This window comes from Ferrimonas balearica, assembly GCF_019802055.1.
Lineage (GTDB): Bacteria > Pseudomonadota > Gammaproteobacteria > Enterobacterales > Shewanellaceae > Ferrimonas > Ferrimonas balearica_A.
Genome location: NZ_JAHVHW010000007.1, coordinates 1,341,235 through 1,367,368, shown reverse-complemented (window position 1 = coordinate 1,367,368; position 26,134 = coordinate 1,341,235). Strand labels below are relative to the sequence as shown.

Genomic DNA, 26,134 nt, shown 5'->3' with positions numbered 1-26,134 from the left:
GATGACTACCGCCCGGTTCTGCCCGGGCGGTATTGTTTTGAGGGAGAGTCGATATGGCAGGTCACAGTAAATGGGCCAACATTAAACACCGCAAAGCGGCACAGGACGCCAAGCGGGGCAAGATCTTCACCAAGCTGATTCGCGAACTGACCGTCGCGGCCCGTGAAGGTGGCTCCGATCCCGATTCCAATCCCCGCCTGCGTGCTGCCATCGATAAAGCCCTGTCCAACAACATGACCCGAGACACCGTCGACCGCGCGGTCAAACGGGGTGCCGGTGAACTGGATGGGCAGGAGCTGGAAACCATCATCTATGAAGGGTACGGCCCCGGTGGTACGGCCGTGATGGTCGAAACCATGACCGATAACCGCAACCGCACCGTATCCGGGGTTCGCCACGCTTTTACCAAGGCGGGCGGCAACCTGGGCACTGACGGCTCTGTGGCATACCTGTTCACCAAGCAGGGCGTGATCTCCTATGCTCCCGGCACCGATGAGGAAGCGGTGATGAATGCCGCTTTGGAAGCGGGCGCCGAAGATGTGGAAACTGCAGAGGATGGCGCCATTGACGTCTTTACCACGCCGGAGACCTTTGGCGCGGTGAAGGATGCGCTGGATGCCGCCGGACTGACCTCAGATAACGCGGAAGTGACCATGGTGCCCTCCACCAAGGCGGAGCTGGACCTGGAGACCGCCGAGAAGTTTCTGCGTCTTATCGACGTGCTGGAAGACAACGATGACGTTCAGGAGGTGTACCACAATGGCGATATCTCCGACGACGTAATGGCGCAGCTGGGCTGACTCTGTGACCGTCATTTTGGGTATCGACCCCGGCTCGCGCCTAACGGGTTACGGTGTGATTCGGTTCTGTGGACGCCAGTATCAGTACCTGGGCAGCGGATGCATCCGCCTGCCAGAGGGGGAACTGCCCGCACGTTTGAAGATCATCTACGATGGAGTCTCCGAACTGATCAAACAGTTTGAGCCCGAGGAGTTGGCGATCGAAAGGGTCTTTATGGGCCGTAATGCCGATTCGGCGCTTAAGCTGGGTCAGGCGCGGGGTTCCGCCATCGTAGCGGCGCTGAACGGCGGTTTGACCGTTGCAGAGTACAGCCCAACCCAGATTAAGCAGGCCGTTGTCGGCACTGGCGGTGCGAAGAAGGAACAGGTGCAGCATATGGTAAAGCATCTGCTGAAGCTGCCCGGCACCCCGCAGGCGGATGCTGCCGACGCGCTGGCTATCGCGATCACCCACGCCAACATGCAACGGGGATTAGTGGCGATGGCGGGCAAGGCCACCAGTCGGGTAGGCGGGCGTTATCGCTGATTTTGGTGGAAGAAAAAGCGGGCTTCGGCCTGCTTTTTTGTTGCCGCGCCAGATGACGACCTCAGGTAAATCCGTTACTATCTGCCAAATACTGTAAATATCGACAGTGGTTTTGCTGTCGGAGTCTCGAACCGTCGAGAACACCTATTCAAGGGGAGCATGGCCGTGATTGGACGCCTTCGTGGAGTACTGGTAGAGAAAGCCGCACCGGAAGTGGTGCTGGAGTGTGGTGGTGTGGGATACGAAGTGCAGTTGCCCATGACCAGTTTCTACCAGTTGCCGGAACTTGGCGTGGAAGCCGTTATCTTCACCCACTTCGTGGTGCGTGAAGATGCCCAGTTGCTGTACGGCTTCGCCTCAAAAGAGGAGCGTGCGCTGTTTCGGGAGTTGATTAAGACCAACGGCGTTGGCCCCAAGATGGCACTGGGGATCCTCTCCGGCATGTCCGCAGAGCAGTTTGTGGATGCCGTGCAGGCGGAAAACATCACCGGATTAACCAAACTGCCCGGCGTCGGCAAAAAGACCGCAGAGCGACTGGTTGTGGAGATGCGTGACCGCCTGAAGAATTTTGGTGGCCCGCTGCTGACCCCCTACGCCGACCGCCTGGCGGGCGTAAACCCGATTGAGAATACCCTGGTGACCGCTCCGGATCCGGAAGAGGACGCTATCGCGGCGCTGGTGGCTTTGGGATACAAGGCCCCCGCAGCCAGCAAAGTGGTGGCCAAAGTGGCGGCCCCGGGGATGACCTCCGAACAGCTCATCCGCGATGCGCTGAAAGCGATGCTGTAAGGAGTGAACCATGATTGAAGCGGATCGTCTGGTTGCTGCTCCGGTTGCCAGCCGGGATGAAGAGGTGATCGATCGGGCCATGCGCCCGAAGATGCTGACCGACTACACCGGCCAGGATGAAGCCAAAGCCCAGCTTGAGGTGTTCATTCAGGCGGCCCGTAACCGAGGTGAAGCGCTGGATCACCTGCTGATTTTCGGCCCTCCGGGCCTCGGTAAGACCACCTTGGCCAATATCGTCGCCAACGAGATGGGGGTGAACATCAAATCCACCTCCGGTCCGGTTCTGGAGAAGGCGGGAGACCTGGCTGCGCTGCTCACCAACCTGGAACCCAACGATGTGCTCTTTATCGATGAGATCCACCGACTCAGCCCGGTGGTTGAAGAGGTGCTGTATCCGGCGATGGAGGACTATCAGCTGGATATCATGATTGGTGAGGGGCCGGCAGCACGCTCCATCAAGCTCGATCTGCCCCCCTTTACCCTTATTGGGGCGACCACCCGAGCCGGGGCTTTGACCTCACCATTACGCGCCCGTTTCGGTATCCCTCTGCGTCTCGAGTTCTATAACGTCAAAGACCTGACCCACATCGTACAGCGCAGTGCGGAAGTGCTGGGTTTGAGTATGGAAACGGAAGGCGCTGTAGAGATTGCCCGCCGCAGCCGAGGCACGCCCCGGATCGCCAACCGGCTGTTGCGCCGGGTGCGGGACTTTGCCGAGGTGAAGTTTGACGGGGTGATCACCGCTGAAGTGGCAGCCAAAGCGCTGGATCTGCTTGATGTGGACAAAGAGGGCTTTGATTACCTGGATCGTAAGCTGCTGACGACCATCATCGACAAATTTGCCGGTGGTCCGGTGGGGTTGGAAAACCTGGCAGCCGCGATTGGTGAGGAGCGTGAAACCATCGAGGACGTGTTGGAGCCCTTCCTGATCCAGCAGGGATTCCTGCAGCGGACGCCCCGGGGCCGAATCGCTTCCGACAGGGCCTACCAGCATTTTGGCTTGAGTCGAGCCGATTAAAAGAAAACGCCAGCCTTTGGGCTGGCGTTTTTAGTTATAGGGCTGAGCGCTCAACCAGTGCCAACCAGGCGAGGGCTGCCCAAACGAGGTAGTGGATGCCCGCGATGGCAAACAGCGTCCACAAGTAGTTTCGTTTCTGGGTTTTGTGGCGGAACTGGCGTGCACCAATAAGGGCGCCGGGCCAGCCTCCCAGCAGTTCCAGGGAGTGCAGAAAGCGTTCCGGCAGGCGGTAACCGCCGGTTAGAGCACGGCGTTTATCCAGTCCGAACGCAAGAAGCGTAAGCAGACTCATTGCCAAGTAAAGGGGCAGGGCCACCAGGTGGCCACTGACCATAATCAGAGCCAGAAACAGGGTGAGGAACAGCAGAGTCATAGCGGAAAGCCGGGGGCGTAGAGTGCGCCCCCGAAAAGCATCAGGCACCGACCCCTTCACCCGCCTGGGAGCGTTGGATCAGTTCGATTTTGTAGCCGTCCGGGTCTTCCACGAACGCGATGTGGGTAGAGCCACCCAGAACCGGGCCGGGCTCGCGAGTGATGGAGCCACCTGCGGCGCGGATTTTGTCGCACGCCTGATAGATGTCTTCAAAGCCCAGTGCGATATGGCCAAAGGCGCTGCCCATCTCGTACTTGTCTACGCCCCAGTTATAGGTCAGTTCGATCACCGCGTGGCCATCTTTCTCTTCGCCATAACCCACGAAGGCCAGGGTGTATTTGTACTCTTCATTGACGGACTTACGCAGCAACTTCATGCCGAGCACATCGGTATAAAACTGAATGGAACGGTCCAGATCGCCGACGCGAAACATGGTGTGCAGGAGTTGTGACATGATCGATAGCCTATGCAAAACAACTTGTTGGGCCTCAATCTTAGCAGAAAACGCCGCGCTGACAGAGCCAGAAAATGGGTCAGATTTTCAGGAAGAAAGCGGGTTTGACCTAATCTGGTGCAAAGGTAAAAAGGTGTGATCCGATTCGCATTTTGCCGGGGTTGGGATAGTGATTTTCGGACGTGATCTTTACTCTACCCGTGGGGACAGCCAATTCGTAAGATTTGGAGAATGATCAGTGAATAAAGATCTGAAATTTGCCTTGGGTGCCACTGTTGGCAGCCTGTCAATGATTGTTGCCCTCGGGGCCATGATCTTTGCCTGATAGTAAAAACGCCGGCGCAAGCCGGCGTTTTTTTTAATGCATCATTGCGGGGGATGGGGCCTCGACCTCTTCCTCGGGATAGAAAATGATGCCCATCTTCTTAATCTCCTCGGCCGCTTGTTCCATCTGTTCCATGCAGTCCCGCACGAAGTAGATGAACTGCGCCTCCTCAATACCGGGACGCAGAGCCAGGTTGTGGCACATCACCAGACGGGGCAGGGTGTCATCCACCATCTCGATGAAGATCTTCAGGGTCGGGTAATGGGTGTTGAGACGGCCCAGCTCCGCGTGCGCAGGCATCACGCCCGTTGGGCGAAGCTCGATGGAGGCCGAGCAGTAGACAAAATCCCCCTCGATCTCCACTTTGGCGTCATAGATCCCATTCAGATCCTGCAATTGCGGCAGGTGCAGCCCTTCACAGCTAGTGCAAAGGTAGTATTCGATCTGATACTGCTCCAACCACGCTTTCAGCATGTCGTGGTCCGGGATCGGTAGTGCAGGCATGGTTTACTCTTCAATCGCCATAAAACGCAGCGCACAAGGATACTCTCTGGTGGAGTGAAATGCATCAGATTTGCCAACGCGACCCGACTTTGGCACGTTGATTAGTCGTTATTACATACAAGGGACTGTCATGTCATTAGCGCTTATCTTTGCTGCCACTACTTTGGCGGTTCCATTGGAGTGCGGTCTGCACCCTAAGGCCAGGGAACTGGCACGCTTGATTATTGAGGACCCAGAACAGAAACGGCGTTCACTGAAATGCGACGGGATCCTCGCCGTGGTTGCGCAGGAGAAAGCCCGGGAGATGGCTGAGCGGGGGCATGTCAGCCATTTTGGCGGGGGTGGGGCGAATGCGCGGGTTGCTAATGCCGGATACCCCCTGGATCGTCGCTACGAAGTGGGACTTGGCAACCAGATTGAAGCTGTGGCGGGAGGCTTTGGCGAGGCGTACGACATGTGGGAGGCGTTTAAGGGCTCTGTTGGCCACCGCACTCACCTGCTTGGAGAACACCCTCTTTACCATGAGCAGGATGAGATTTCGGTGGGTTACTACTACGACTGGAACACGCCGTATGTCGACTATTGGGTGGTCTATGTCGCCAGAAAGGACGACAGTTCACCTGAGCCCATTGTCCTGATACGGAAGTCCGGCAGTTTCTCTGTTGAGTTGGAATAAAGAAAGGGGCCCTCAGGCCCCTTTCTGCACGCTCATCCGCCTTACTTGTTTCGGACGTTTGCGATAATGGCCTGTGCCATCTCGTCCGCTACTACAGCAGTGGTTTTGCCACTGTCATCGGCGTCCTTAAAAATGGTCAGCAGGGTATCGTAGATCTTACGTACCTTGGCTTCCGCCATATCCGGGTTGTAGTCCCGCTCGAAGGAGACGTTGATGATGCCGCCAGCGTTGATGACGTAATCCGGCGCGTAAAGAATCCCTTTCTCTTTCAGAATTTCGCCATGGCGCGGCTCGGCCAACTGGTTGTTAGCGCAGCCAGCGACGATGGTGGCCTTCAGCTGAGGGATGGTGTCGTCGTTGATGGTGGCGCCCAGGGCGCACGGCGCATAGACGTCAACGTCCTGACGATAGATGGCGTCCAGTTCGACCACTTCGGCACCAAACTCAGTGCGCGCCCGCTCCAGCTGGGTTTCGCTCAGATCACACACCACCAGTTTTGCGCCCGCTTCGTGCAGATGACGGCAAAGGTGGAAACCAACGTGTCCCAGACCCTGTACCGCAACTTTGATCCCTTCAAGGGAGTCGATACCACGCTGATGCTTAATCGCCGCTTTGATGCCCAGGTAGGTACCCAGAGCGGTGTAGGGGGAGGGATCACCACTCTTGCCTTCAAGGCCCGCCATATAGGGGGTTTCCTGATGGGCGATCATGATGTCCGACGTGGTGATGCCCACGTCTTCTGCTGAGTAGTAGCGGCCGCCAAGGGAGTCGACGAAACGGCCGAAGGCACGAAACAGTGCTTCGGATTTGTCGGACTTGGGGTTGCCGATGATGACTGATTTGCCACCGCCAAACTCCAGGCCGGCCAGGGCGTTTTTGTAGGTCATGCCGCGAGAGAGGCGCAATACGTCATTCAGCGCATCCTCTTCGGACTCGTAAGGCCACATGCGGCAACCGCCAACAGCGGGCCCCAGTGTGGTGTCATGAACAGCGATGATCGCTTTGAGACCAGAGGCTTCATCGTGGACGAACATCACCTGTTCATGGTGATCGAATGAGGGATGGGAAAAGAGAGCCACCTTGCTTACTCCGTGCCGTTGAGGGCCTTGTAAATTGGCCCATTCGTTGTGATTATGGGGGCACCTTACCAGTGCTGACCCCTGCCACCAAATCGGAGCAGTGGCCATGGGTAAGGAGACTGGAAAGGCATCTTGACATTGACGTTAACGTCATGAAAAGTTCCGGTCTATTGATCTCCATCACAATTCGCCAGGAAGGGAAGATGACTGAACAGGCAAATACAGAACAACAAGAAGCGGCCTGGGTGCGAGCGCAGTTTCAGAAAGCAAATAAGTTCATGGCAGAAAAGGGTATTTTGCCCGGCAAGGTGGTGATGAAAGAGAGCCGCGTACTGGCGCCTCTGGTTGCTGTCTGGAAAATCGAAGAGAACGGCCCGAGAAAACGCAGATTCTGGGTGCTCAGCGGCGACCTGCCCACCGACATCATCCCTGAGAGTACGGCGCCCAATGCGCGTGAGGTACTTCGCCATTTTTCATTGGCATGGCAACTGAAAGCGGAAAACCTGATACGGAGTCCCGATAAGACTCAGCAGGACCTGGCTCGCATGCTGGTCAGTCGTGCCGAAGGACTGGGCAACATGCACCAGGATGAGCGTATCTGGGAAGAGATGCCGATGGTCAACTGAAGGCATTGATGTCTCAATGAATATCGCAAAACGGCTCCCAAAAGGGGGCCGTTTCTTGTTTCGGCATAGGGAAACGCGCAGCACCGGATAAGGTCAAGGGCACGCCTGCCTTGCGGCAGGGCGACCGCTTGCTCTGCTGCACCATGTGAACTATGACTAAGTCTCTGAGTCCGCCACAGAAGCTGACCATTTCACTTGGCTTATTACGCGTTCAGGGATCGACCGGATCTGTTCTCGAAAATTCTATGAGGTATATGCCGTGAAGACTCTGACTCGTTCTCTGTCCTTATCGTTGTTCTCTGCCGGATTTCTGCTGCTCTCCGTTTCACCGTCGGTACACGCCACGCCCAACAGTTGTTGGGGGGAAGCCACTCAGGCCTTTGCTCAACTCGGGGCGATGGGAGAGCACGCCAGCCAGCAAAGCAATCCCCGGCTTGGCCTCGCTAATACGGCGCGGGCTCTGTATGACATCGGCCTGCTCTCCGCGCCCACGATGGGAGCACTGGCCGACTACCTGATGGCGGAATTGGGGCTCTCGCTGGAGCGCTGCCTCAACAACCCGAAAGCGGTGGCAGAAGCGGAAAGCATGGCGGCGGGCAATGCAGCCTGTTGGGGTCAGGCTTCGGCGGTATTTGCTCAGATGGGCATGATGGGTGAGCACTCCAGCTCGTTTGACTCTCCACGCCTTGGCCTCCGTAACCTGGCCCGCGCTTTGGCGGATGTCGGCGTTATCCCGGATGATTCTATGGCCTCGCTGGGCGGATTTGTTGCTGCTGAGCTGGGGCTGGAGATCGAAGCCTGCATGTAGCGTCATCAATGTAGATAAAGAAAACCCGCAGTCCTGAGGCTGCGGGTTTTTTGATGCGGAGCGAGGCATGTGTCGTGTCAGTGATCCAGTTGCCAGTAGCCCAGATTCAGCCACTCCAGCAGGGTATCCGGGGCGAGCTGAAAAAGCGGGCGCCATTCACTCGCTTCAAGGGTCAAACGGTTGGCGAGCAGGGTCGCGGTGTCGGCCAGAGGCTCAGGCAGAGAGTAACGCTCTCCATCCAGGTAAAGGTCCGTGGCCGGTGCGCCCTCCAGCTGTAACACCTTAAGACCGGCCAGGCGATAGAGCGCCGCATCTTGTCCAAGCGCCTCAGCGATCTCTGTCTGGGTTAACGCTGGGGATGGGGGCCAGGGATCAAGCTCAAACCGGTTCTGGCTGAGCAGTCGACCCAGAGTGTCCTGCCACTGTGCCGGGTCATCAAACAGGCTTTGCAGCAGGGTCATCATCCCCTTCTGGTGTGTCAGGCTGAGCACTCCCGGCTGCGCAGATTCCGAGGAGGAGGTAAACCGCCGCTTACCCTGGTCGCTGTCTAGCAGGTGGTCTGCCAGGGCTCCGAGTAACTCCTGTTGGCTGGGGGCTCGATAACCGAGAGAGTAGGAAAGTGAGGGAGTCAGGGTCTGCCCGCAATGGGGAAAGCCAGGCGGGATGTAGAGCAGGTCTCCGGGCTGCATTACGACATCGATGATGGGCTCAAAATCTTCAACCAGCGCCATGCCAGGGCAATTCGGCCTGGGGCGGTGGCTTCCCTGTTGCCCAACCTGCCAACGGCGCTCTCCCTGGCCCTGGAGGATGAATACGTCGTAATTGTCGATATGGGGACCCACGCCGCCCCCGGGCACCGCAAAAGAGACCATAAGGTCGTCGAAACGCCAGTCTGGCAAGAACCGGAACTGTTCGCACAGCGACTGGGCGGGTCCATGGTGATGGTTAACCGCCTGAACCAGTAACTGCCAGTCTTGACCGCCAAGATCGTTGTAATCCTCACGTCCACCGGATTCGCTGAACCAGCGCTCTCCATCGCGAATCACAATGCGGCTGCTGACACTCTCCTCAAGGGCCAGACCGGCCAGCTCATCGGGTTCAATCGGGTCTTCAAATTCAGGGATGGCCTGGCGGATAACGCAGGGCTGTTGTTGCCAGTGCTGTTGAAGAAAGGCGGGGATATCGAGATTAAGCTTCATCCTGGACGTCCTGTCGATACGACAGCGCCGCCCGAAGGCGGCGCTGATTGGGGGCTGGAACGATTATAACTCGTCCAGGAACTGAGCGGCGCGGCCGATGTAGTTGGCCGGGGTCAGTTGCTTGAGTTCCACCTTCACAGACTCCGGCAGTTCAAGGCCATCAATAAAGTCAGCCATGATCTGCTGATTTACGCGCTTGCCACGGGTCAGCTCTTTGAGCTTCTCGTAGGGCTTTTCGATGCCGTAGCGACGCATCACAGTCTGGATCGGCTCTGCCAGCAGCTCCCAGTTGCTGTCCAGCTCGTTCAGCAGGCTCTGCTCGTTCACTTCCAGCTTGCTGATGCCCTTCAGGGTGGACTGATAGCCGATCAGGCTGTAGCCCACACCAACACCCAGGTTACGCAAAACGGTGGAGTCGGTCAGGTCACGCTGCCAGCGGGATACCGGCAGTTTGGCTGCCAGGTGCTGGAACAGGGCGTTGGCCAGGCCCAGGTTACCTTCAGAGTTTTCAAAATCGATCGGGTTAACCTTGTGAGGCATGGTGGAGGAGCCAATCTCACCGGCGATGGTCTTCTGCTTAAAGTGACCCAGGGCAATGTAGCCCCACACATCGCGATCGAAGTCGATCAGGATGGTGTTGAAGCGAGCCAGCGCATCAAACAGCTCAGCGATGTAGTCGTGCGGCTCAATCTGGGTGGTCCAGGGGTTCCAGGTCAGACCCAGGCTGGTCACGAAGCGCTCGGACAGCTGATGCCAGTCAACATCGGGGTAAGCAGACAGGTGAGCGTTGTAGTTGCCTACCGCACCGTTGATCTTACCCAGAAGCTCAACCGCTTCAATCTGCTTCAGCTGACGCTCCAGACGCTTGGCCACGTTGGCCATCTCTTTACCCATGGTGGTGGGGGAGGCGGGCTGACCGTGGGTGCGAGCCATCATTGGGATGGCGGCATGGCTGCGTGCCTGCTCGTTGATGGCGTCGATCAGCTGGCGGCAGTAAGGCAGGATCACATGTTCACGGGCGTTGTGCAGCATCAGGCCGTGGGACAGGTTGTTGATGTCCTCACTGGTACAGGCGAAGTGAACAAACTCACCGACAGCCGCCAGCTCGGCGTTGTCCGCCAGACGCTCCTTGATGAAGTACTCAACCGCTTTAACGTCGTGGTTAGTGGTTCGCTCGATCTCTTTTACCCGGCCCGCATCGGCTTCACCAAACTGCTCGGTGATGGCGTCCAGATGTGCCAGGGCCGCTTCGCTGAAGCAGGGAACTTCAGTGATTTCAGGGCAGGTGGCCAGCAGTTTCAGCCAGGCAATCTCTACCTGGACCCGGTACTTAATCAGGCCGTACTCGCTGAAAATTCCGCGCAATTCCGAGGTTTTGCTGCCATAGCGGCCATCCACCGGGGAAACGGCAGTCAGGCTGGAAAGCTCCATGTAAGCTCCTTGATGAGGTCGATGATTTTATAGATGTTGTAGGGCTTGCGTGGCGTCTTTCACCATGGCGCGACGAGACAGCACCAGTTGACGGCGTTTGCCACCAAGCTGGCGCCACAGCACCGCGGATCGGATCGCTGCAAGCAGTAGGGCACGAATTCGGTATTGGTTCAGGGGTTGTTGCAGTTGGGCGGGGGAGCCCACCACCTGAATACGGGCACCGAGGGGGCTGATGACGTCGGAGTAAACGGACGCCATATTGGACAGCACCTGCTCATCGGTCACTTCGTAGTGGTGGCGTTGGCGCTTCACCTGAGACAAACGCTCCGCCAGCATCGACAGGGCGGCAGGCTTGCTGCTCAGTTTGCGCTCCAGAGCGAGGATGCCGACCACGTAACGGGTCAGGTCCACGTCTTTCTTATTACCATCACCCAGTTGGTCAACCAGAGTCTGGTATCCCAGACGGAGATCGCAGCCTTGATAAACGTCTTCGGCGCTATCCGGGTCGGTGACCAGTACGGTGTTGAGGGTAGCGCCGAGCAGTTCTTCGTCGACGCGACCAAAACGGGACAGTTCACGTACCTGGTGTACTGCCAGGCAGAGGCCAGCGAAGGCCATGTTACTTTGGGAGAGAGATTGGCGCATAGTGGTCCCGCTTATCGAATAACGCGATCAATGATGCCGCCACCCAGGCAGACTTCATTGTGGTAGAACACCGCAGACTGGCCGGGTGTCACGGAGCTGACCGGCTCATGGAAGCGCACTTCCAACTCGCCATTCTCCAGCGGCGTTACGGTGCAAGGGATATCCTGTTGGCGGTAGCGGGTCTTCACCGAGATCACGGTTTCGCCCTGCGGGCCCAGACGGTCTACCCAGTGCAGCTGATTGGCAACCAAACCGTTGGAGTAGAGGCGCGGGTTATCGGCGCCCTGACCAACGATCAGCACGTTTCGTTCAAGATCCTTATCGACCACGTACCAGGGCGCGTCGCCCGCATTTTTCATGCCGCCGATGCGCAGGCCTTTACGTTGGCCCAGGGTGTGATACATCAGGCCATCATGCTGGCCAATCACTTCCCCTTCGGTGGTTTCGATATCGCCGGGCTGGGCGGGCAGGTACTTCGCCAGGAAGTCCTTGAATTTGCGCTCGCCAATAAAGCAGATGCCGGTGCTGTCTTTTTTGTCCGCGGTGATCAAGCCTTGCTCTTCGGCGATGCGACGGACTTCCGGCTTCTCCAGTTCACCAACCGGGAACAGAGTCTGCGCCACATGCTCGTGGCTCAGGGTGTAGAGGAAGTAGCTCTGGTCTTTGTTGTTATCCAGGCCACGCAGCATCTCGAACTGGCCATCTTCACGCTGGCGTCGACGCACATAGTGACCGGTGGCGATGTAATCCGCGCCCAGTGCCTCGGCCGCAAACTCCAGGAAGGCCTTAAACTTAATCTCCTTGTTGCACATGATGTCCGGGTTCGGGGTACGACCGGCCTTGTACTCCTCCAGGAAGTACTCGAACACGTTGTCCCAGTACTCGGCGGCGAAGTTTACGCTGTGCAACTCGATGCCCAGCTTGTCGCACACCGCTTGGGCGTCAGCCAGGTCCTGTGACGCGGCGCAGTACTCCTCGGTGTCATCCTCTTCCCAGTTTTTCATGAAGAGACCCTCTACCTGGTAACCCTGCTGAAGCAGGAGGTAGGCTGAGACTGAGGAATCAACGCCGCCGGACATGCCGACGATCACCTTTTTGTTGCGGTTATCTGACATCGTAATAGGGGTTCCGCTGTGCAAAATTCAGATTGAAAATTTCGGGCGCGTATTCTACCACGAAACCCCGGTTGGCGCGAATGGCGAAGGGGGCTCATCTGAGGCGCCGTCAGTTGGTCATTAAGCGATCATCCAGAATCGAGAGCGGTACGCCGGAGGCCTTCTCAAAGTCATCGATGGAGGCCAGCACCAGTGGGCTGCGCAATTGGGGTCCAAGGAGGGCGATCTCCTCCCGGGTCAGCCAGTGGCAGGCCAGAATTGCCGGATCCCTGGGTTGAACCGCGGGCTGCTCATCGAGACGGAGCCCAAAGGTAAAGCGCAAAAACTCGATGCCATCCGGAGTGCGCCACTGATGGATCCGCACCAGGCTGTGCGGCTGACATTGCAACCCGGTCTCTTCAAGCAACTCACGCGCGCACGCCTCAATCACGGATTCGCCCGCTTCAAGGTGTCCCGCTGGCTGATTGAATCGCCGCTCCCCGGCGATGCACTCCTCAACCAGCAGGTAACTGCCCTTGGCCGCGACCACACAGGCCACCGTGACATAGGGTCGGTAACGTGGCTGGCTCATCCTTTGTCCTGTGTGATGACCCGGTACTCGCCGTTGGCCAGACCGTCCAGTGTCCAGTTGCCAATGCGGTAGCGGATAAGGCGCAGGGTGGGATAGCCGACATGGGCCGTCATCCGGCGCACCTGACGATTACGCCCCTCAATGATGGTGATGCTGATCCAGCTGGTGGGGATCGCTTTACGTTCCCGAATCGGGGGATTGCGTGGCCACAGCCAGTGGGGCTCAGCGATTCGCTCAACCTTGGCGGGCAGGGTGGGGCCATCGTTCAGAGTGACACCATCACGGAGCGCCTGCAGCGCGTCATCACTCGGTTCACCTTCGACCTGTACGTAGTAGGTTTTGGTGGTTTTCTTTCCGGGCTGAGTCAGTTTGGCCTGCAGCGAACCATCGTTGGTCAGCAGCAGCAGCCCTTCGGAGTCCCGGTCCAGGCGGCCTGCAGCGTACACCCCCGGCTCGGTGATGTAGTCTGCAAGCGTGGCTCGATTGCCGCCATCGGTAAATTGGCTAAGCACATCAAATGGCTTGTTGAACAGGACAACCCGACGGGGGCCTTTGTCGCTCTTCGGACGCCGCAAAGGCCTGTTCTGGCGGGGTTTTTGTGTTCTGGCCTGACCAGGTGCCCTGTTATTACGTTGATGCATAAAGGAATTTTACTTTCCAGTTTGGTATGAAGGTTTGACCCAATGTCGTTCCGTTCACTCTGTGATTGATCTATCATGAGCGCCGATTTTGAGACTTGGGCCCGCCTTTTCGTGCCCATAATAATAAGGACAATCTGATGTCTAAAATAATCTATACCCACACGGACGAAGCGCCCGCACTGGCAACCCAATCTCTGCTTCCCATCGTTCAGGCCTTTACCGGCGCCGCCAATATCGATATTGAGACCCGAGACATCTCCCTGTCCGGCCGTATCCTTGCTAATTTTCCCGAGAAGCTGACCGAAGCGCAACGCATTGGCGACGCTTTGGCTGAATTGGGTGAGCTGGCCAAGACCCCTGACGCCAACATCATCAAGCTTCCCAACATCTCCGCCTCGATCCCCCAACTGAAAGCCGCCATTGCTGAGCTTCAGTCCCAGGGCTTTGATGTGCCGGACTACCCGGAAGAGCCGAAGTCCACCGAAGAGAAAGCCGTACAGGCCCGTTACGCCAAAGTGCTGGGCTCCGCAGTGAATCCGGTGCTGCGTGAGGGCAACTCCGACCGCCGTGTTGCGGATGCGGTTAAGCAGTACGCGAAAGCGAACCCGCACTCTATGGGTGCTTGGAGCGCGGATTCCCGCTCCCACGTGGCCCACATGAACGACGGTGACTTTTACGGCAGTGAGCAATCCTATGTATCCACCGCCGCTCAAAGCGTTCGCATTGAGTTGGTCGACCAAGCCGGCGATATCGAAGTTCTGAAGGCGGAGACCGTCCTTCAGGCTGGAGAGGTTATCGACAGTGCCCGCATGAGTGGCAAGGCGCTGAAAGCCTTCTTCGCTGAGCAGATTGCAGATGCCAAGGCGCAGGGGTTGCTGTTCTCCCTGCACCTGAAAGCCACCATGATGAAGGTGTCTGACCCGATCATGTTTGGCTACTGCGTGGAAACCTTCTTTGCCGACCTTTTTGCCAAGCATGGCGATACCTTTACCCAACTGGGAGTCGACGCCTCCAACGGTCTGGGTGACGTGGTTGCCAAAATTGCCGCGCTGCCCCAAGCCCAGCGTGACGAGATTGAAGCCGACCTGGCCGCCGGTTTGGCCGCAGGCCCGGATCTGGCGATGGTGAACTCTCACAAGGGGATCACCAACCTGCATGTACCCTCCGATGTGATCATCGACGCCTCCATGCCAGCGATGATTCGAAGCTCCGGCGGCATGTGGAACAAAGATGACCAGCTTCAGGACACCAAGGCCGTGATCCCGGATCGCTGTTATGCGGGCATCTACCAGGCCACCATCGCCTTCTGCCAGGAACATGGTGCCTTTGACCCCACTACGATGGGGAACGTCAGCAATGTGGGCCTGATGGCGCAGAAAGCGGAAGAGTATGGCTCTCACGACAAGACCTTCAAGATCGCCAAGGCGGGCACGGTTCGCGTGGTCGCTCAGGACGGTGAAGTTTTGATGCAGCACGCCGTTGAGGCGGGTGACATCTGGCGTATGTGCCAGACCAAGGATGCGCCGATCAAAGATTGGGTCAAATTGGCTGTGACCCGTTCCCGTCTGACCGGTAACCCGGCGGTGTTCTGGCTGGATGCCGAGCGTGCCCATGACGCCAACCTGATCAACAAGGTCAACGCTTACCTGGCCGAGCACGACACCCAGGGCCTGACCATTAAGATCCTGGCGCCGGTTGACGCCATGGCGTATACCCTGGATCGCGTGAAAGCCGGTGAAGACACCATCTCTGTTACCGGTAACGTGCTGCGTGACTACCTGACTGACCTGTTCCCAATCCTCGAGCTGGGTACCTCCGCCAAGATGCTCTCCATCGTGCCGCTGCTGCAGGGTGGTGGACTGTTCGAGACCGGTGCCGGTGGCTCCGCGCCTAAGCATGTTCAGCAGTTTGTTGAGGAGAACCACCTGCGCTGGGACTCTCTTGGCGAATTCCTGGCACTGGCCGTATCGCTGGAAGATCTGGCCCTCAAGAGCGGCAACCAGAAAGCCAGAGTCCTGGCGGAAGCGCTGAATGTTGCCAACGGACTCTTCCTGGAAAACAACAAGTCTCCTTCGCGCAAAGTGGGTGAACTGGACAACCGGGGCAGCCATTTCTATCTGGCAATGTACTGGGCCCAGGTATTGGCGGCGCAGAATGAAGACGCTGAGCTGCAAGCGCTGTTTGCCCCCCTGGCGGAAGCGTTGACCGAACAGGAAGCCACCATTGTGGCGGAATTGAATGCGGCACAGGGTGAGGCGTTGGCCATTGGCGGTTACTACCGTCCGGACCCGATTCTGGTCAGCCGCGCGATGCGCCCCAGCCAGACCTTCAACAACAGCCTGTCTGCCTTCGTTTCCAGCATCGAAGAGGCCGTAAAACTCTCCGAGCCAGCTTAAACTTTGGTCGTAGGGTAAAAGCTAAACCGCCGATATTCGGCGGTTTTTTTGTATCTGGCGGCAAATGCCAAAGCCCGGTAATCTATCCTTGGCGTCGAAAAAACAGACACCAAATACTGAACGTAGGACACAAGGAGTCGAAGATGGAATCGAAGATCCACCCACCCGCTGAGGGAGCGATCATCCAGATCACAGACAGTGGTGCGTTACAGGTGCCGGACCAACCCATCATTCCGTTTATTGAAGGGGATGGGATTGGCGTGGACGTAACCCCACCGATGCGCAAGGTGCTGGACTCCGCGGTGGAGAAGGCCTATGGCGGCAAACGTAAGATTCAGTGGATGGAGATCTACTGCGGTGAGAAGTCTACGCAGGTTTACGGTGCGGACACCTGGTTGCCTCAGGAGACTCTGGAAGCCGTAAAGAACTACCGTGTGGCGATCAAGGGACCGCTGACCACGCCGGTAGGCGGTGGCATCCGCTCCCTGAACGTGGCACTGCGTCAGGAGTTGGATCTGTATGTTTGCCTGCGTCCGGTACGTTATTACCAGGGCACCCCCAGCCCCCTGAAGCAGCCTGAACTGACCGACATGGTGATCTTCCGTGAGAACAGCGAAGACATCTATGCTGGCGTGGAATGGCAGGCGGGAACCGCCGATGCCAATAAGGTAATCCGTTTCCTGACCCAGGAGATGGGCGTCACCAAAATCCGCTTTACCGATCAGTGCGGTATTGGCATCAAACCGGTTTCCAAGGCTGGGACCGAGCGCCTGGTGCGTGCAGCCATCCAGTACGCCATCGACAACGATCGTGACTCCGTGACCCTGGTCCACAAGGGCAACATCATGAAGTTCACCGAAGGTGCCTTTAAGGACTTCGGTTACCAGCTGGCGCAAGAGGAGTTTGGTGCGGAACTCATGGATGGCGGACCCTGGTGCCAGCTGACCAACCCGAATACCGGCAAACGGATCGTCATTAAGGATGTGATTGCCGATGCGTTCCTTCAGCAGATCCTGCTGCGACCCGCCGAGTACGATGTGATCGCTACCATGAACCTCAATGGCGACTACATCTCTGATGCTCTGGCGGCCCAGGTTGGTGGTATCGGTATCGCGCCGGGCGCCAACATCGGTGATGGTGTGGCCCTGTTCGAAGCCACTCACGGTACCGCTCCCAAGTACGCGGGATTGGATAAGGTGAACCCCGGCTCTTTGATCCTGTCCGGAGAGATGATGTTGCGTCACCTCGGTTGGACCGAAGCAGCGGATTTGGTCGTGAAAGGGATGGAAGGCGCGATTGCTGCCCGAACGGTCACCTACGACTTCGAGCGTCTTATGGAAGGCGCAACGCTGCTCAGTTGCTCCGAGTTTGGTGATGCGGTGATTGCCAACATGTAAGCGGCATTAAAGCAAAAAAAAGCAGACCAGATGGTCTGCTTTTTTGTTTGCGTCGGTCACCCTTAGCGATGGAAACTCACTTGTTAACCGGTTGAATGTTTGAGGCGTGCATCCCCTTAGGGCCTGCTTCCATCTCAAACTCGACAACCTGGCCCGCCTTGAGCGTGCGATAGCCTTCCATCTCGATGGTTGAATAATGCGCGAAGACATCTTCACCGCCCCCTTCGGGGCAGATGAATCCGAACCCTTTGGCATTGTTAAACCACTTCACCGTTCCTTGAGCCATACCTCGACTTCCTTCTTTTTGAGTCCTTCCCAAATGATCTTGTAATCACTCTCCGCTGCCCATATAACGAAAGGTAAGCACTGGAGAGTGGCAGCGTTCGAGCGCTGACAGTTACCAATTAACAAAAAGATAACAACGCAGTCAAGGGGTAAAAGCCCCATTTACCTGACTGCAACATCAAAATGGAGTGACTAAGCTTTTACCATGAGCAGAGACACCGAGCTTGATCATGTCGTAGAACATGAGAAGCAATCCCAGGCGATAGCACCGCCTCCGATGTACAAGGTCGTCCTGAATAACGACGACTACACTCCCATGGAGTTCGTGGTAGAGGTACTGACCAAGTTCTTCTCCATGGGCTCAGAACAGGCTACTGAGGTGATGCTGACCGTACATTACAAGGGGAAGGGCGTTTGTGGGGTGTTTACCCACGATGTCGCTGAGACCAAAGCTGCACAGGTGAATCGTTACGCCCGTGAGCACGAGCATCCCTTGCTCTGCTCCACGGAGAGCGCCTGATGCGAACACTAGGGGTAATGGGGAGCGCACATGCTGAATAAAGACCTGGAAATCACGCTGAACAACGCGTTTCAACAGGCCCGGCGCAGCCGTCATGAATTTATGACGGTGGAACACCTGCTGCTGGCGCTACTCGAAAACCCCTCCGCCCGCGAAGCCCTGGAGGCGTGCGGAGCCAGAATTGAAAACCTCCGTCAGGAGGTGTCCGTGTTTATTGAACAAACCACCCCCCTGATCCCGGACGATGATACCGAGCGTGAGACTCAACCCACGCTGGGCTTCCAACGTGTGCTTCAGCGAGCGGTGTTCCATGTTCAAAGCAGCGGACGCAACGAAGTGTCCGGCGCCAACGTGTTGGTGGCCATCTTCTCTGAGCAGGAGTCCCAAGCGGTCTACCTGCTGAGAAAGTCCGACGTTTCCCGGCTTGATGTGGTCAACTTTATCGCCCATGGCGTCGTCAAGCGGGACAGCCAGGATGAGGACAGTTTTGGTGGTGCTGAAAGCAACGAGAGCACCTTCACCGAGAAAGAAGAGGAGAGTGGCGAAAAGCTTGAAAACTTTGCTACCAACCTCAATAAACTCGCCTCCAACGGTCGAATCGATCCGCTGATCGGTCGGGATCAGGAGCTGGAACGCACCATTCAGGTGTTGTGCCGCCGCCGTAAGAACAACCCGCTGCTGGTGGGTGAGGCAGGGGTCGGTAAAACCGCCATTGCCGAAGGTCTGGCGTACCGCATTACCCAGGATGAAGTGCCTGAAGTGATGCAGGGCTGCACCATCTACAGCCTGGATATGGGCGCGCTGTTGGCGGGCACCAAGTACCGTGGTGACTTTGAGAAGCGCTTTAAGTCCGTGCTGAAGCAGTTGCAGCGGGACGAGAAGGCGATTCTCTTTATTGACGAGATCCACACCATCATCGGGGCCGGTGCGGCCAGCGGTGGGATGATGGATGCGTCCAACCTGCTCAAGCCACTTCTGTCCAGTGGTCGGATGCGTTGCATTGGATCCACCACCTACCAGGAGTACCAGGGGATCTTTGAAAAGGATCGGGCGCTGGCCCGCCGGTTCCAGAAGATCGACGTGGTCGAGCCCTCCGTAGCAGAAACTACTCAGATCCTGATGGGACTGAAGAGCCGCTACGAAGATCATCACCAGGTGCGTTATACCCAGGCTGCGCTGAGTGCAGCGTCTAATCTGGCGGCCAAGCACATCAACGAGCGCCACCTGCCCGATAAGGCAATCGACGTGATTGATGAAGCCGGTGCCCGGATGGCGATGCTGCCAGCCTCCAAGCGTAAGAAAACCATCAGCGTTTCCGATATCGAAGCGATTGTGGCCAAGATTGCTCGGATCCCCACTAAGTCGGTTTCCGCAACGGACAAAGAGGTTCTGCAGAACCTCGACCGTAACCTGAAGATGGTAGTGTTTGGTCAGGACCCGGCTATCGATGCCCTGACCGCCGCCATCCGTCTTGCTCGCAGTGGGCTGGGCAACGAGGGCAAACCGGTGGGTAACTTCCTGTTTGCCGGACCTACCGGCGTCGGTAAGACCGAGGTGACTCAGCAGTTGGCACGCCAGCTGGGTGTAGAGCTTATCCGCTTTGATATGTCCGAGTACATGGAGCGCCACAGTGTCAGCCGACTGGTTGGCGCACCTCCGGGTTACGTCGGTTACGACCAGGGCGGGCTGCTGACAGACGCGGTACTGAAACACCCGCATTCCGTGGTGCTGCTGGATGAGATTGAGAAAGCGCACCCGGACGTCTACAACCTGCTGCTGCAGGTGATGGACCACGGTACCCTGACCGACAACAACGGTCGCAAGGCGGACTTCCGCAATGTGATTCTGGTGATGACCACCAATGCCGGCGTACAGGAGACCATCCGTAAGTCCATCGGCTTCAAACAGCAGGATCACAGCCCGGATGCGATGAGCGAGATTAACCGGGTGTTTACCCCTGAGTTCCGGAACCGCCTCGACTCCATCATCTGGTTCAACCATCTGGATATGCAGGTGATTGCCAAGGTGGTCGACAAGTTCCTGGTGGAACTTCAGGCGCAGCTGGACGCCAAGGGTGTGTGCATGTCGGTCAGCGAAGATGCCCGTGTATGGCTCGCAGAGAAGGGCTATGACCGGGATATGGGCGCCCGTCCCATGGCGCGTCTGGTGCAGGAGGAGATTAAGAAGCCTCTGGCCAATGAGATCCTGTTTGGCCAACTGCAGAAAGGGGGCCGGGTAACGGTCGAGGTGGCCGATGACGGCTTAACCTTCCAGTACCCGGAAACCATGGCTGAAGCCACCACCTGAAAACAAAAAGCCCGGCAATCGCCGGGCTTTTCAATCTTGGGGATGACCGATCAACGAGAACGGAAAACGATGCGACCTTTGGTCAGATCGTAGGGGGTCAGCGCCACAGTCACAGTATCGCCGGTCAGAATGCGGATGTAGTGCTTACGCATTTTGCCGGAGATGTGGGCGGTAACCACGTGTCCGTTTTCCAGTTCCACCCGGAACATGGTATTGGGCAGGGTTTCAAGAACCGTGCCCTGCATCTCGATGCTGTCTTCTTTTGCCATCTAGCAAATCATCCCGTTAAGTCTGAGAAAAAATCCGGCGTATCATGCCGCAAAAGACCTGCGCTGTAAAGGCGTCAACCCCGCCAATCCAGCCACTGCTGGCCCTCAAGCCGCTGTAGAGGTTGGAAGTGTGTCTTGTAAGCCATCTTTTGGCAGTCGTCGATTTGGTAGCCCAAGTATAGATAGTCTCGACCAAGCTGCTGAGCCAATCCAATCTGGGCCAAAATCGCACGGGTGCCTAGGGATCGGTCTGCCAGTGCGGGTTGGAAGAAGGTGTAGGTGGCTGACAGACTGTTGGGCAGCAGATCGGTTACGGCGACCAGCGCCAGATCGTCATCCAGCCAGGCTTCCAGGTAGAGCTGTTCAAGCCAGTCGCACACCAAAAAGCGATCAAACTGATCGAGTGACGGCGGATACATGGGCCCGTCATTGTGACGCTGGCAGATGTACTCGAGGTAAAGCGCCTGTTGCTCCGGGGTAGGGCGGGTGGTTACGCGCCAAACCAGATCCCGGTTTTTGCTGATCACCCGTTTTTGCGAGCGACTGGGCTGAAAGCGCTGAACCGGCAGGCGAACCGGCACGCATGCCTGACAGGCCTGACAATGGGGGCGATAGATCTGGCCACCTGAACGGCGAAAACCCAGGGCCAGAAGCTGTTCGAACTGGCCGCCGTCTACTGGTTCCCGATTGACCAGCAGTTGCTCGAACTGGTCGGGTAGATAGCTGCACGGGAAACTCTGGCTCAGACCCAGACTGAGATGACGAATATCAGACATCGAATTCGTACCTCGCGGGTTGCCAGATGGCGTCGGGCATCGGCCGGTCACGCAGCGCGTGCAAGCGCTCAAGAAAAGTCATGCGTGGGACCATCTGGGCCCCAAGACGGAGCAGGTGATCATTGGGCACCTGGGCATCGATCATCCGGCCGCCCGCTTTTGAGAAGTGGCAGGCGAGTGCCCAGAAAGCGGCTTTTGAGGCGTTGCTGACCCGATGAAACATGGACTCTCCACAAAAGACCCCCCCCAGAGCCAGCCCATACAGTCCGCCAACCAGGATGTCCCCTTGCCACACTTCGACAGAGTGAGCGTGACCGCTGCGATGCAACTGCTGATAGGCGTGCTGCATATCGGGGCTTATCCAGGTGCCATCCTGCTTAGCTCTTGGTTCGGCGCAGGCGGCGATCACCTCATCAAAGGCGAGATTCACGCTGAAGTGCCAGCCGTTCTGTCGGACGCATTTCTTCAGGCTGCGCGGGGGCACAAAGGCGGGAAGGTCAAATATGGCCCGGGGGTCGGGGCTCCACCAAAGGATGGGGTCTCCGGGATTGAACCAGGGAAAGATCCCGTTTCTGTAGGCGTGCAACAGCCGATCTCGGCTGAGGTCTCCCCCGATGGCGAGCAAACCGTTGGGTTCTTCAAGCGCCTGGTGCGCGGGCGGGAACCACTGTGCGTGTTGATTCAGATAGCTTACGGCACTGACCATATTGGGCTTATAGTATTGGCATGGATCTAACCGGTAGGTGTCACCATGCTGATAAAACGTCTTTCCCTGATGCTGATAGGTTTCATTCTAGCGGCCAATGCGCTGGCAAACTACAACCGTAACCAGGCAGTGCCGGTCGAAAAGGTGGTTTATGGCTCAGTAGAGTCAGTGAGAGAGGTGAGTCGAGAAGAGTTGATTGAGGATCGCAACCGAGGTTGGAAGGTGTTTGGCGGCGCTTTAATCGGCGGCGTTATCGGCCATCAGTTTGGTGGTGGCAGCGGTCAGGATGTGGCCACGGTACTTGGCGCGTTGGCAGGGGCGGGCCTGGCGAACCGTTCCGCCAATCAACAGCAGGTTCGGCAGTACCGTCTGGTTGAGATGATGATTCTGACCGAAGGGGATGAACGCCTGATGGTGATTCAGGATTATGACCCGGGAATGGTGTTTCGGGCCGGACAGGAGGTGAGGGTGGTTTACCTCTCCGGCGGGCAGGTTCGGGTCGACAAAGCGATGTAAAAAACGGGGCCAATTGGCCCCGTTGCTTTGCGCTCAATTTACGGTCGGAGTGAGACACCCGTTGTCCATGGTGTAAACCCGATCCATCTGTTCCAATGCCGCCCGACGATGGGTGATGTAGAGCAGAGTGCGATTCGGCTGGTGGGCCAGCATCGCTGCCAGAACCCGACTTTCTGTGCCTTCGTCCAGGCCCTCGGTAGGCTCATCCAGCAACAGTACCGGAGCGGGGTGAAGCAGGGCGCGAGCCAGGCCCAGACGGCGACGTTCACCACCGGAGAGCTGGCGTCCACCTTCACCCAGCCACTGTGTCAGGCCATTGTCTGCCGCGAGGTAACCCAACTCGACTTTCTCCAAAGCGCTGATCAACTCTTCATCAGAGGCGCCCGGCCTGGCCAGCCTCAGGTTGTCCGCGAGGGTGTCATTGAACAGGTGTACCCGTTGGCTGATGTGGCAGATGGTCTGGCTCAGTGCGCTGTGAGAGTAGGCTTCAACGGGCTGACCATTCAGTTCAATTTCGCCCCCCTTAGGAGAGAACTGGCGGGTCAGCAGGTCCAGCAGCGTGGACTTGCCGCAGCCGGTCTTACCGAGAATGGCGACCTTTTCTCCGGCGCTCAGGGTCAGGTTCAGGCCATGGATAACCGGATCGAGCCCCCCTTCGTAACGGTATTGGATCGCCTTCAGTGACAAGGTCTCAAACGCTTTGGGCGCCGACAGTTCGCCAAAGGTTTGGTCCGGTGTCATCTCCAGGATGGGGCGAAGGCGGCGCGCTGCAGTCAGTGTATGGCCCAGGTGCTGGAAAGCATTCGCAACCGGTGCCAGGGCTTCAAAGCTCGCCAGTGTCGCGAACACCAGCAGTGCCAACAGCGGTCCCGGAGGCGTTGCGGCGCCAATCTGTTGCCAGCCCAGAACCACCATCATCAGCAGAACCCAACCATTGAGGGTGGTAATCAGTGCCTGTGAAAACCCGGTAAGGTGAGCCATAGACCGTTGCCCGGCCACCAGGGCGGACTCCTGCTGATGCAGTTTGGAACGCTGGTTTTCAGTGGCGCCGAAGACCGCCAACTCACTTTGAGCCTCAAGCCAGTCCCCAAGATGCAGGCGAAGATCCGTAAGACGCTCGGAAAGTGCCTCTCCGGGCTTCAGTCCCAGCCGGTAGAACACCAGCGGAAACAGCGCCAGCAGGGCAAACAGAGTGCCGCCAAGGATCAGCGCCAGTTGACCATCAAAAAAGGCGATCAATCCCATCAGCGCCAGAATCGAGATCGCCCCGGCAACCACTGGCGTGATCAGTCGCAGGTAAAGGTGATCCAGCGCATCGATGTCAGCCACCATGCGATTGAGCAGGTCAGCGTCACGCAGATCTTTAAGCTGCCCCGGCCCCAGGGGCGCCAGACGCTGGAAAAACCAGTTGCGGAGCGTGGCCAGCAGCCGGAAGGTGGCGTCATGGCTGACCACCCGTTCGCCCCATCGGGCAACGGTACGGCTGACGGACAGAAAGCGCACGCCCCCGGCAGGCATCATGTAGTTGAACTCGGCGCTTCGGGTGATCACCAACCCAGCTACCGCCGTAGCGGCGATAAACCAACCGGACAGCGAGAGCAATCCAATGCTGCCGAGCAGAGTGAGTACAGCGAGCAAAATCCCAAGACTGAGTCTTCCCCAGTGCTGGCGGTAGAGCGCCAAAAACGGCTTTAAATCACCCATTGAGGCCTCCCAGATGCAGTTGCTGATCACCTTGTGCAAGTTGTTCAGGGCGATGGCTGATCAGGATCGTAGTTCGGCCCTGGCGGGCAAGGCTCAATGCGTCATTCACCAGAGTTTCACTCTCTTTGTCGAGGCTGGCGCTGGGCTCATCCAGAAGCAACAGGGGGGAGGGCTTCAGCAAAGCTCGGGCAAGGGCCAATCGTTGTGCCTGACCGACGGAGAGTCCGCCAGCCCGATCACCAACCAGATAGTTAAGTTGGCCGGGCAGGCGGCGCACAAATTCCGCCGCATGGGCCTGCTCCAGCGCTTGCCAAAGGGCGTCATCGGACGCATTGGTGTCAGCCAGTCGCAGGTTTTCGGCCACGGTACCGTGCAGAAGCACGGGGTTCTGACCCAGCCAGGTGATATGAGTCAGCCAGTGCCCTCGGGGCAGTTCGGACAACTCCCGGCCATTGACGGTGAGGCTTCCCTGGTAGGGCAGGAAACCCATCATCGCTTGCATCAGGGAGGTTTTGCCGCTGCCGGTAACGCCACCCACCGTCATCAGTTCCCCATTGCTTACGTTGAAGTTGATGGGGGCAGTCAGCGGCTTACCGTCGGCGGTGGTCACTACCAGGTTCTCAGCAGACAGTTCGATCTGTCCTGACGCGGGCAATTCGGTTTGATGCTGATGAGATAACTCCGGGGTGTCCAGGAAGCGGATCAGCGACTCCGCGGCACCCAATGCTTGTGCCTTAGCATGATAAAAGGCGCCCAGATCGCGAAAGGGTTGGAAGAACTCAGGAGCCAGGATAAGCACCAGCAGGCCGGTCAGCAGGCTGACGCCAAGACCGTAGTGGCCGAAGTTCAGTTCACCCAGGTAGGAGAAACCAAAGTAGACCGCGACAACGGCGATGGAGATGGAGGCGAAGAACTCCAGTACCGCAGAGGAGAGGAACGCCATCCGCAGCACTTCCATGGTACGGCGGCGGAACTGTTCCGATGCCATCGACATCCGCTCGACCTCTGCGTCGAGCCGGTCGAACTGTCGGACAGTGCGAAGCCCACGGAGCCGATCCAGAAAGTGGCCGGAGAGTCGTGCCAGTGCCAGGAAGTTGCGTTTGTTGGCGTCAGCCGCCCCCATGCCTACGACGACCATAAAGAGCACGGTCAGGGGCGCGGTTACAGTGAAGATCAGGCCTGCCGCCCAGTTGATGGGGTACACCACCACCAGGATCGCTGCGGGGATCAGACCCACCAGCATCATCTGGGGCAGATACTTGGCGTAAAACTCCTGCAGCTTCTCCACTTGCTCCAGCAACATGGCGGACCAGGCACCACTGGGTTGCTGCTGAATGAAGGCGGGGCCGAGACGGCCCAGCTTGTCCAGCAGTTGGCTGCGCAGTTGCTGTCTGACCCGTGCACCGGCTTCAAAGCCAGCTATCTCTTTGCCCCAAAGGCACAGGGAGCGCGCGGGAAAAAGAAGAAACAGCAAAATCAGAGTGGTGGAAAATTCGGAGAGGGACCGCTCGTCGATGATCAGTCCGTGCAGCAGATTGGCCATCAGCCAGGCTTGAGCGATGATCAGCAGGCCATTGGCAAACCCCAACAGGGTGGCCATACGCTGCCAGTTGCGGCCAGCTTGCGCGGCTTGCTTTAACCAGCCGGTGAGCTGGCGTTCAGTGTCTTTGTCCATGGA

The 26,134-nt window shown here is 57.7% G+C and carries 28 protein-coding genes; 12 read left to right on the top strand and 16 right to left on the bottom strand.

The window, feature by feature from the left end; translation table 11 throughout:
- Window positions 1-53: 53 nt before the first annotated feature.
- The 4 genes from KUV52_RS13880 to ruvB all read left to right on the top strand — a co-directional run bounded on the left by KUV52_RS13880 (window position 54) and on the right by ruvB (window position 3,133).
- Complete coding sequence (locus KUV52_RS13880; protein ID WP_222526515.1) at window positions 54-800, top strand: YebC/PmpR family DNA-binding transcriptional regulator; 747 nt, start codon at window positions 54-56, stop codon at window positions 798-800.
- A 4-nt stretch (window positions 801-804) separates the two neighbouring features.
- Window positions 805-1,326: a crossover junction endodeoxyribonuclease RuvC gene (gene ruvC / locus KUV52_RS13875; RefSeq protein ID WP_222526514.1), complete on the top strand. Its 522-nt coding sequence runs from the start codon at window positions 805-807 to the stop codon at window positions 1,324-1,326.
- 165 nt (window positions 1,327-1,491) lie between these two features.
- A complete protein-coding gene (gene ruvA / locus KUV52_RS13870) occupies window positions 1,492-2,115 on the top strand; it encodes a Holliday junction branch migration protein RuvA (RefSeq protein WP_222526513.1) in 624 nt (207 codons plus the stop codon).
- A 10-nt stretch (window positions 2,116-2,125) separates the two neighbouring features.
- Window positions 2,126-3,133 (top strand): Holliday junction branch migration DNA helicase RuvB, encoded by a 1,008-nt coding sequence (gene ruvB, locus KUV52_RS13865; RefSeq protein WP_222526512.1) that lies wholly within the window; start codon window positions 2,126-2,128, stop codon window positions 3,131-3,133.
- 34 nt (window positions 3,134-3,167) lie between these two features.
- On the opposite strand, the gene KUV52_RS13860 is transcribed toward ruvB, so the two are convergent.
- From KUV52_RS13860 to KUV52_RS13850, 3 genes are all read right to left on the bottom strand, one after another.
- Entirely contained in the window at window positions 3,168-3,506 is a 339-nt protein-coding gene (locus KUV52_RS13860) for a DUF1294 domain-containing protein (protein WP_222526511.1), read from the bottom strand.
- A 40-nt stretch (window positions 3,507-3,546) separates the two neighbouring features.
- Window positions 3,547-3,960: a lactoylglutathione lyase gene (gene gloA, locus KUV52_RS13855; RefSeq protein WP_222526510.1), complete on the bottom strand. Its 414-nt coding sequence runs from the start codon at window positions 3,958-3,960 to the stop codon at window positions 3,547-3,549.
- A 358-nt stretch (window positions 3,961-4,318) separates the two neighbouring features.
- Window positions 4,319-4,789 (bottom strand): YbjN domain-containing protein, encoded by a 471-nt coding sequence (locus KUV52_RS13850; protein WP_222526509.1) that lies wholly within the window; start codon window positions 4,787-4,789, stop codon window positions 4,319-4,321.
- A gap of 130 nt (window positions 4,790-4,919) precedes the next feature.
- Here KUV52_RS13850 and KUV52_RS13845 point away from each other — a divergent pair, with 130 nt between their 5' ends.
- Window positions 4,920-5,465: a CAP domain-containing protein gene (locus KUV52_RS13845; protein WP_222526508.1), complete on the top strand. Its 546-nt coding sequence runs from the start codon at window positions 4,920-4,922 to the stop codon at window positions 5,463-5,465.
- Between the two features lie 41 nt (window positions 5,466-5,506).
- Here the strand turns inward: KUV52_RS13845 and KUV52_RS13840 are convergent, their stop codons facing one another.
- Window positions 5,507-6,544: a Glu/Leu/Phe/Val dehydrogenase dimerization domain-containing protein gene (locus KUV52_RS13840; RefSeq protein ID WP_315900139.1), complete on the bottom strand. Its 1,038-nt coding sequence runs from the start codon at window positions 6,542-6,544 to the stop codon at window positions 5,507-5,509.
- Between the two features lie 203 nt (window positions 6,545-6,747).
- On the opposite strand from KUV52_RS13840, the gene KUV52_RS13835 reads away from it, so the two are divergent.
- Window positions 6,748-7,170: a DUF4826 family protein gene (locus KUV52_RS13835; RefSeq protein ID WP_222526507.1), complete on the top strand. Its 423-nt coding sequence runs from the start codon at window positions 6,748-6,750 to the stop codon at window positions 7,168-7,170.
- A gap of 259 nt (window positions 7,171-7,429) precedes the next feature.
- Complete coding sequence (locus KUV52_RS13830; protein ID WP_222526506.1) at window positions 7,430-7,978, top strand: hypothetical protein; 549 nt, start codon at window positions 7,430-7,432, stop codon at window positions 7,976-7,978.
- A gap of 77 nt (window positions 7,979-8,055) precedes the next feature.
- On the opposite strand, the gene KUV52_RS13825 is transcribed toward KUV52_RS13830, so the two are convergent.
- The 6 genes from KUV52_RS13825 to rluE all read right to left on the bottom strand — a co-directional run bounded on the left by KUV52_RS13825 (window position 8,056) and on the right by rluE (window position 13,580).
- Window positions 8,056-9,177: a cupin domain-containing protein gene (locus KUV52_RS13825; protein WP_222526505.1), complete on the bottom strand. Its 1,122-nt coding sequence runs from the start codon at window positions 9,175-9,177 to the stop codon at window positions 8,056-8,058.
- Between the two features lie 63 nt (window positions 9,178-9,240).
- Window positions 9,241-10,608, bottom strand: a complete 1,368-nt coding sequence (gene purB / locus KUV52_RS13820; protein ID WP_222526504.1) for an adenylosuccinate lyase — start codon at window positions 10,606-10,608, stop codon at window positions 9,241-9,243.
- Window positions 10,609-10,635: 27 nt separating this feature from the next.
- Entirely contained in the window at window positions 10,636-11,253 is a 618-nt protein-coding gene (hflD, locus tag KUV52_RS13815) for a high frequency lysogenization protein HflD (protein WP_222526503.1), read from the bottom strand.
- A gap of 11 nt (window positions 11,254-11,264) precedes the next feature.
- Window positions 11,265-12,368 carry a tRNA 2-thiouridine(34) synthase MnmA gene (gene mnmA, locus KUV52_RS13810; RefSeq protein ID WP_222526502.1) on the bottom strand — a complete coding sequence of 368 codons (1,104 nt, stop codon included), beginning with the start codon at window positions 12,366-12,368 and terminating at the stop codon, window positions 11,265-11,267.
- A gap of 109 nt (window positions 12,369-12,477) precedes the next feature.
- A complete protein-coding gene (locus KUV52_RS13805) occupies window positions 12,478-12,939 on the bottom strand; it encodes an NUDIX hydrolase (protein WP_222526501.1) in 462 nt (153 codons plus the stop codon).
- A complete protein-coding gene (rluE, locus tag KUV52_RS13800) occupies window positions 12,936-13,580 on the bottom strand; it encodes a 23S rRNA pseudouridine(2457) synthase RluE (RefSeq protein ID WP_222526500.1) in 645 nt (214 codons plus the stop codon). The genes KUV52_RS13805 and rluE overlap by 4 nt, the downstream gene beginning before the upstream one ends.
- A 137-nt stretch (window positions 13,581-13,717) precedes the next feature.
- Between rluE and KUV52_RS13795 the strand changes: the two genes are divergently transcribed.
- Together KUV52_RS13795 and icd are read left to right on the top strand one after the other, a co-directional pair.
- On the top strand, window positions 13,718-15,976 hold the full coding sequence (locus KUV52_RS13795) for an NADP-dependent isocitrate dehydrogenase (protein ID WP_222526499.1): 2,259 nt from the start codon (window positions 13,718-13,720) through the stop codon (window positions 15,974-15,976).
- A gap of 143 nt (window positions 15,977-16,119) precedes the next feature.
- Window positions 16,120-17,373, top strand: a complete 1,254-nt coding sequence (gene icd / locus KUV52_RS13790; protein ID WP_222526498.1) for an NADP-dependent isocitrate dehydrogenase — start codon at window positions 16,120-16,122, stop codon at window positions 17,371-17,373.
- Window positions 17,374-17,449: 76 nt separating this feature from the next.
- Here the strand turns inward: icd and cspD are convergent, their stop codons facing one another.
- Window positions 17,450-17,659, bottom strand: coding sequence for a cold shock domain-containing protein CspD (gene cspD / locus KUV52_RS13785; RefSeq protein WP_013345498.1), 210 nt, complete (start codon window positions 17,657-17,659; stop codon window positions 17,450-17,452).
- Window positions 17,660-17,863: 204 nt separating this feature from the next.
- On the opposite strand from cspD, the gene clpS reads away from it, so the two are divergent.
- Together clpS and clpA are read left to right on the top strand one after the other, a co-directional pair.
- Window positions 17,864-18,178, top strand: a complete 315-nt coding sequence (gene clpS, locus KUV52_RS13780) for an ATP-dependent Clp protease adapter ClpS (RefSeq protein WP_222526497.1) — start codon at window positions 17,864-17,866, stop codon at window positions 18,176-18,178.
- A gap of 30 nt (window positions 18,179-18,208) precedes the next feature.
- Window positions 18,209-20,485 (top strand): ATP-dependent Clp protease ATP-binding subunit ClpA, encoded by a 2,277-nt coding sequence (gene clpA, locus KUV52_RS13775; RefSeq protein ID WP_222526496.1) that lies wholly within the window; start codon window positions 18,209-18,211, stop codon window positions 20,483-20,485.
- A gap of 50 nt (window positions 20,486-20,535) precedes the next feature.
- On the opposite strand, the gene infA is transcribed toward clpA, so the two are convergent.
- The 3 genes from infA to aat all read right to left on the bottom strand — a co-directional run bounded on the left by infA (window position 20,536) and on the right by aat (window position 22,236).
- The gene (gene infA, locus KUV52_RS13770) at window positions 20,536-20,754 is read right to left on the bottom strand and encodes a translation initiation factor IF-1 (RefSeq protein WP_013345495.1); all 219 of its coding nucleotides are present in this window, start codon (window positions 20,752-20,754) and stop codon (window positions 20,536-20,538) included.
- Between the two features lie 74 nt (window positions 20,755-20,828).
- Window positions 20,829-21,530: an arginyltransferase gene (locus tag KUV52_RS13765; RefSeq protein WP_222526495.1), complete on the bottom strand. Its 702-nt coding sequence runs from the start codon at window positions 21,528-21,530 to the stop codon at window positions 20,829-20,831.
- A complete protein-coding gene (gene aat, locus KUV52_RS13760; RefSeq protein WP_222526494.1) occupies window positions 21,523-22,236 on the bottom strand; it encodes a leucyl/phenylalanyl-tRNA--protein transferase in 714 nt (237 codons plus the stop codon). Before aat ends, KUV52_RS13765 begins: the two co-directional genes overlap by 8 nt.
- A 45-nt stretch (window positions 22,237-22,281) precedes the next feature.
- Here aat and KUV52_RS13755 point away from each other — a divergent pair, with 45 nt between their 5' ends.
- Window positions 22,282-22,752, top strand: a complete 471-nt coding sequence (locus KUV52_RS13755) for a glycine zipper 2TM domain-containing protein (protein ID WP_222526493.1) — start codon at window positions 22,282-22,284, stop codon at window positions 22,750-22,752.
- A gap of 33 nt (window positions 22,753-22,785) precedes the next feature.
- On the opposite strand, the gene cydC is transcribed toward KUV52_RS13755, so the two are convergent.
- Both cydC and cydD read right to left on the bottom strand, forming a co-directional pair.
- On the bottom strand, window positions 22,786-24,456 hold the full coding sequence (gene cydC / locus KUV52_RS13750; RefSeq protein ID WP_222526492.1) for a heme ABC transporter ATP-binding protein/permease CydC: 1,671 nt from the start codon (window positions 24,454-24,456) through the stop codon (window positions 22,786-22,788).
- Window positions 24,449-26,131, bottom strand: a complete 1,683-nt coding sequence (cydD, locus tag KUV52_RS13745; protein WP_222526491.1) for a heme ABC transporter permease/ATP-binding protein CydD — start codon at window positions 26,129-26,131, stop codon at window positions 24,449-24,451. Before cydD ends, cydC begins: the two co-directional genes overlap by 8 nt.
- Window positions 26,132-26,134: the final 3 nt, after the last annotated feature.

What these genes read in the sequence shown, in the direction of transcription:
- KUV52_RS13880 (WP_222526515.1), top strand. Translation starts at nt 54, where the DNA reads ATGGCAGGTCACAGTAAATGGGCCAACATTAAACACCGCAAAGCGGCA.
- ruvB (WP_222526512.1), top strand. Translation starts at nt 2,126, where the DNA reads ATGATTGAAGCGGATCGTCTGGTTGCTGCTCCGGTTGCCAGCCGGGAT.
- KUV52_RS13860 (WP_222526511.1), bottom strand. Translation starts at nt 3,506, where the DNA reads ATGACTCTGCTGTTCCTCACCCTGTTTCTGGCTCTGATTATGGTCAGT.
- gloA (WP_222526510.1), bottom strand. Translation starts at nt 3,960, where the DNA reads ATGTCACAACTCCTGCACACCATGTTTCGCGTCGGCGATCTGGACCGT.
- KUV52_RS13850 (WP_222526509.1), bottom strand. Translation starts at nt 4,789, where the DNA reads ATGCCTGCACTACCGATCCCGGACCACGACATGCTGAAAGCGTGGTTG.
- KUV52_RS13845 (WP_222526508.1), top strand. Translation starts at nt 4,920, where the DNA reads ATGTCATTAGCGCTTATCTTTGCTGCCACTACTTTGGCGGTTCCATTG.
- KUV52_RS13835 (WP_222526507.1), top strand. Translation starts at nt 6,748, where the DNA reads ATGACTGAACAGGCAAATACAGAACAACAAGAAGCGGCCTGGGTGCGA.
- KUV52_RS13825 (WP_222526505.1), bottom strand. Translation starts at nt 9,177, where the DNA reads ATGAAGCTTAATCTCGATATCCCCGCCTTTCTTCAACAGCACTGGCAA.
- purB (WP_222526504.1), bottom strand. Translation starts at nt 10,608, where the DNA reads ATGGAGCTTTCCAGCCTGACTGCCGTTTCCCCGGTGGATGGCCGCTAT.
- hflD (WP_222526503.1), bottom strand. Translation starts at nt 11,253, where the DNA reads ATGCGCCAATCTCTCTCCCAAAGTAACATGGCCTTCGCTGGCCTCTGC.
- mnmA (WP_222526502.1), bottom strand. Translation starts at nt 12,368, where the DNA reads ATGTCAGATAACCGCAACAAAAAGGTGATCGTCGGCATGTCCGGCGGC.
- KUV52_RS13805 (WP_222526501.1), bottom strand. Translation starts at nt 12,939, where the DNA reads ATGAGCCAGCCACGTTACCGACCCTATGTCACGGTGGCCTGTGTGGTC.
- rluE (WP_222526500.1), bottom strand. Translation starts at nt 13,580, where the DNA reads ATGCATCAACGTAATAACAGGGCACCTGGTCAGGCCAGAACACAAAAA.
- KUV52_RS13795 (WP_222526499.1), top strand. Translation starts at nt 13,718, where the DNA reads ATGTCTAAAATAATCTATACCCACACGGACGAAGCGCCCGCACTGGCA.
- icd (WP_222526498.1), top strand. Translation starts at nt 16,120, where the DNA reads ATGGAATCGAAGATCCACCCACCCGCTGAGGGAGCGATCATCCAGATC.
- cspD (WP_013345498.1), bottom strand. Translation starts at nt 17,659, where the DNA reads ATGGCTCAAGGAACGGTGAAGTGGTTTAACAATGCCAAAGGGTTCGGA.
- clpS (WP_222526497.1), top strand. Translation starts at nt 17,864, where the DNA reads ATGAGCAGAGACACCGAGCTTGATCATGTCGTAGAACATGAGAAGCAA.
- clpA (WP_222526496.1), top strand. Translation starts at nt 18,209, where the DNA reads ATGCTGAATAAAGACCTGGAAATCACGCTGAACAACGCGTTTCAACAG.
- infA (WP_013345495.1), bottom strand. Translation starts at nt 20,754, where the DNA reads ATGGCAAAAGAAGACAGCATCGAGATGCAGGGCACGGTTCTTGAAACC.
- KUV52_RS13765 (WP_222526495.1), bottom strand. Translation starts at nt 21,530, where the DNA reads ATGTCTGATATTCGTCATCTCAGTCTGGGTCTGAGCCAGAGTTTCCCG.
- aat (WP_222526494.1), bottom strand. Translation starts at nt 22,236, where the DNA reads ATGGTCAGTGCCGTAAGCTATCTGAATCAACACGCACAGTGGTTCCCG.
- KUV52_RS13755 (WP_222526493.1), top strand. Translation starts at nt 22,282, where the DNA reads ATGCTGATAAAACGTCTTTCCCTGATGCTGATAGGTTTCATTCTAGCG.
- cydC (WP_222526492.1), bottom strand. Translation starts at nt 24,456, where the DNA reads ATGGGTGATTTAAAGCCGTTTTTGGCGCTCTACCGCCAGCACTGGGGA.
- cydD (WP_222526491.1), bottom strand. Translation starts at nt 26,131, where the DNA reads ATGGACAAAGACACTGAACGCCAGCTCACCGGCTGGTTAAAGCAAGCC.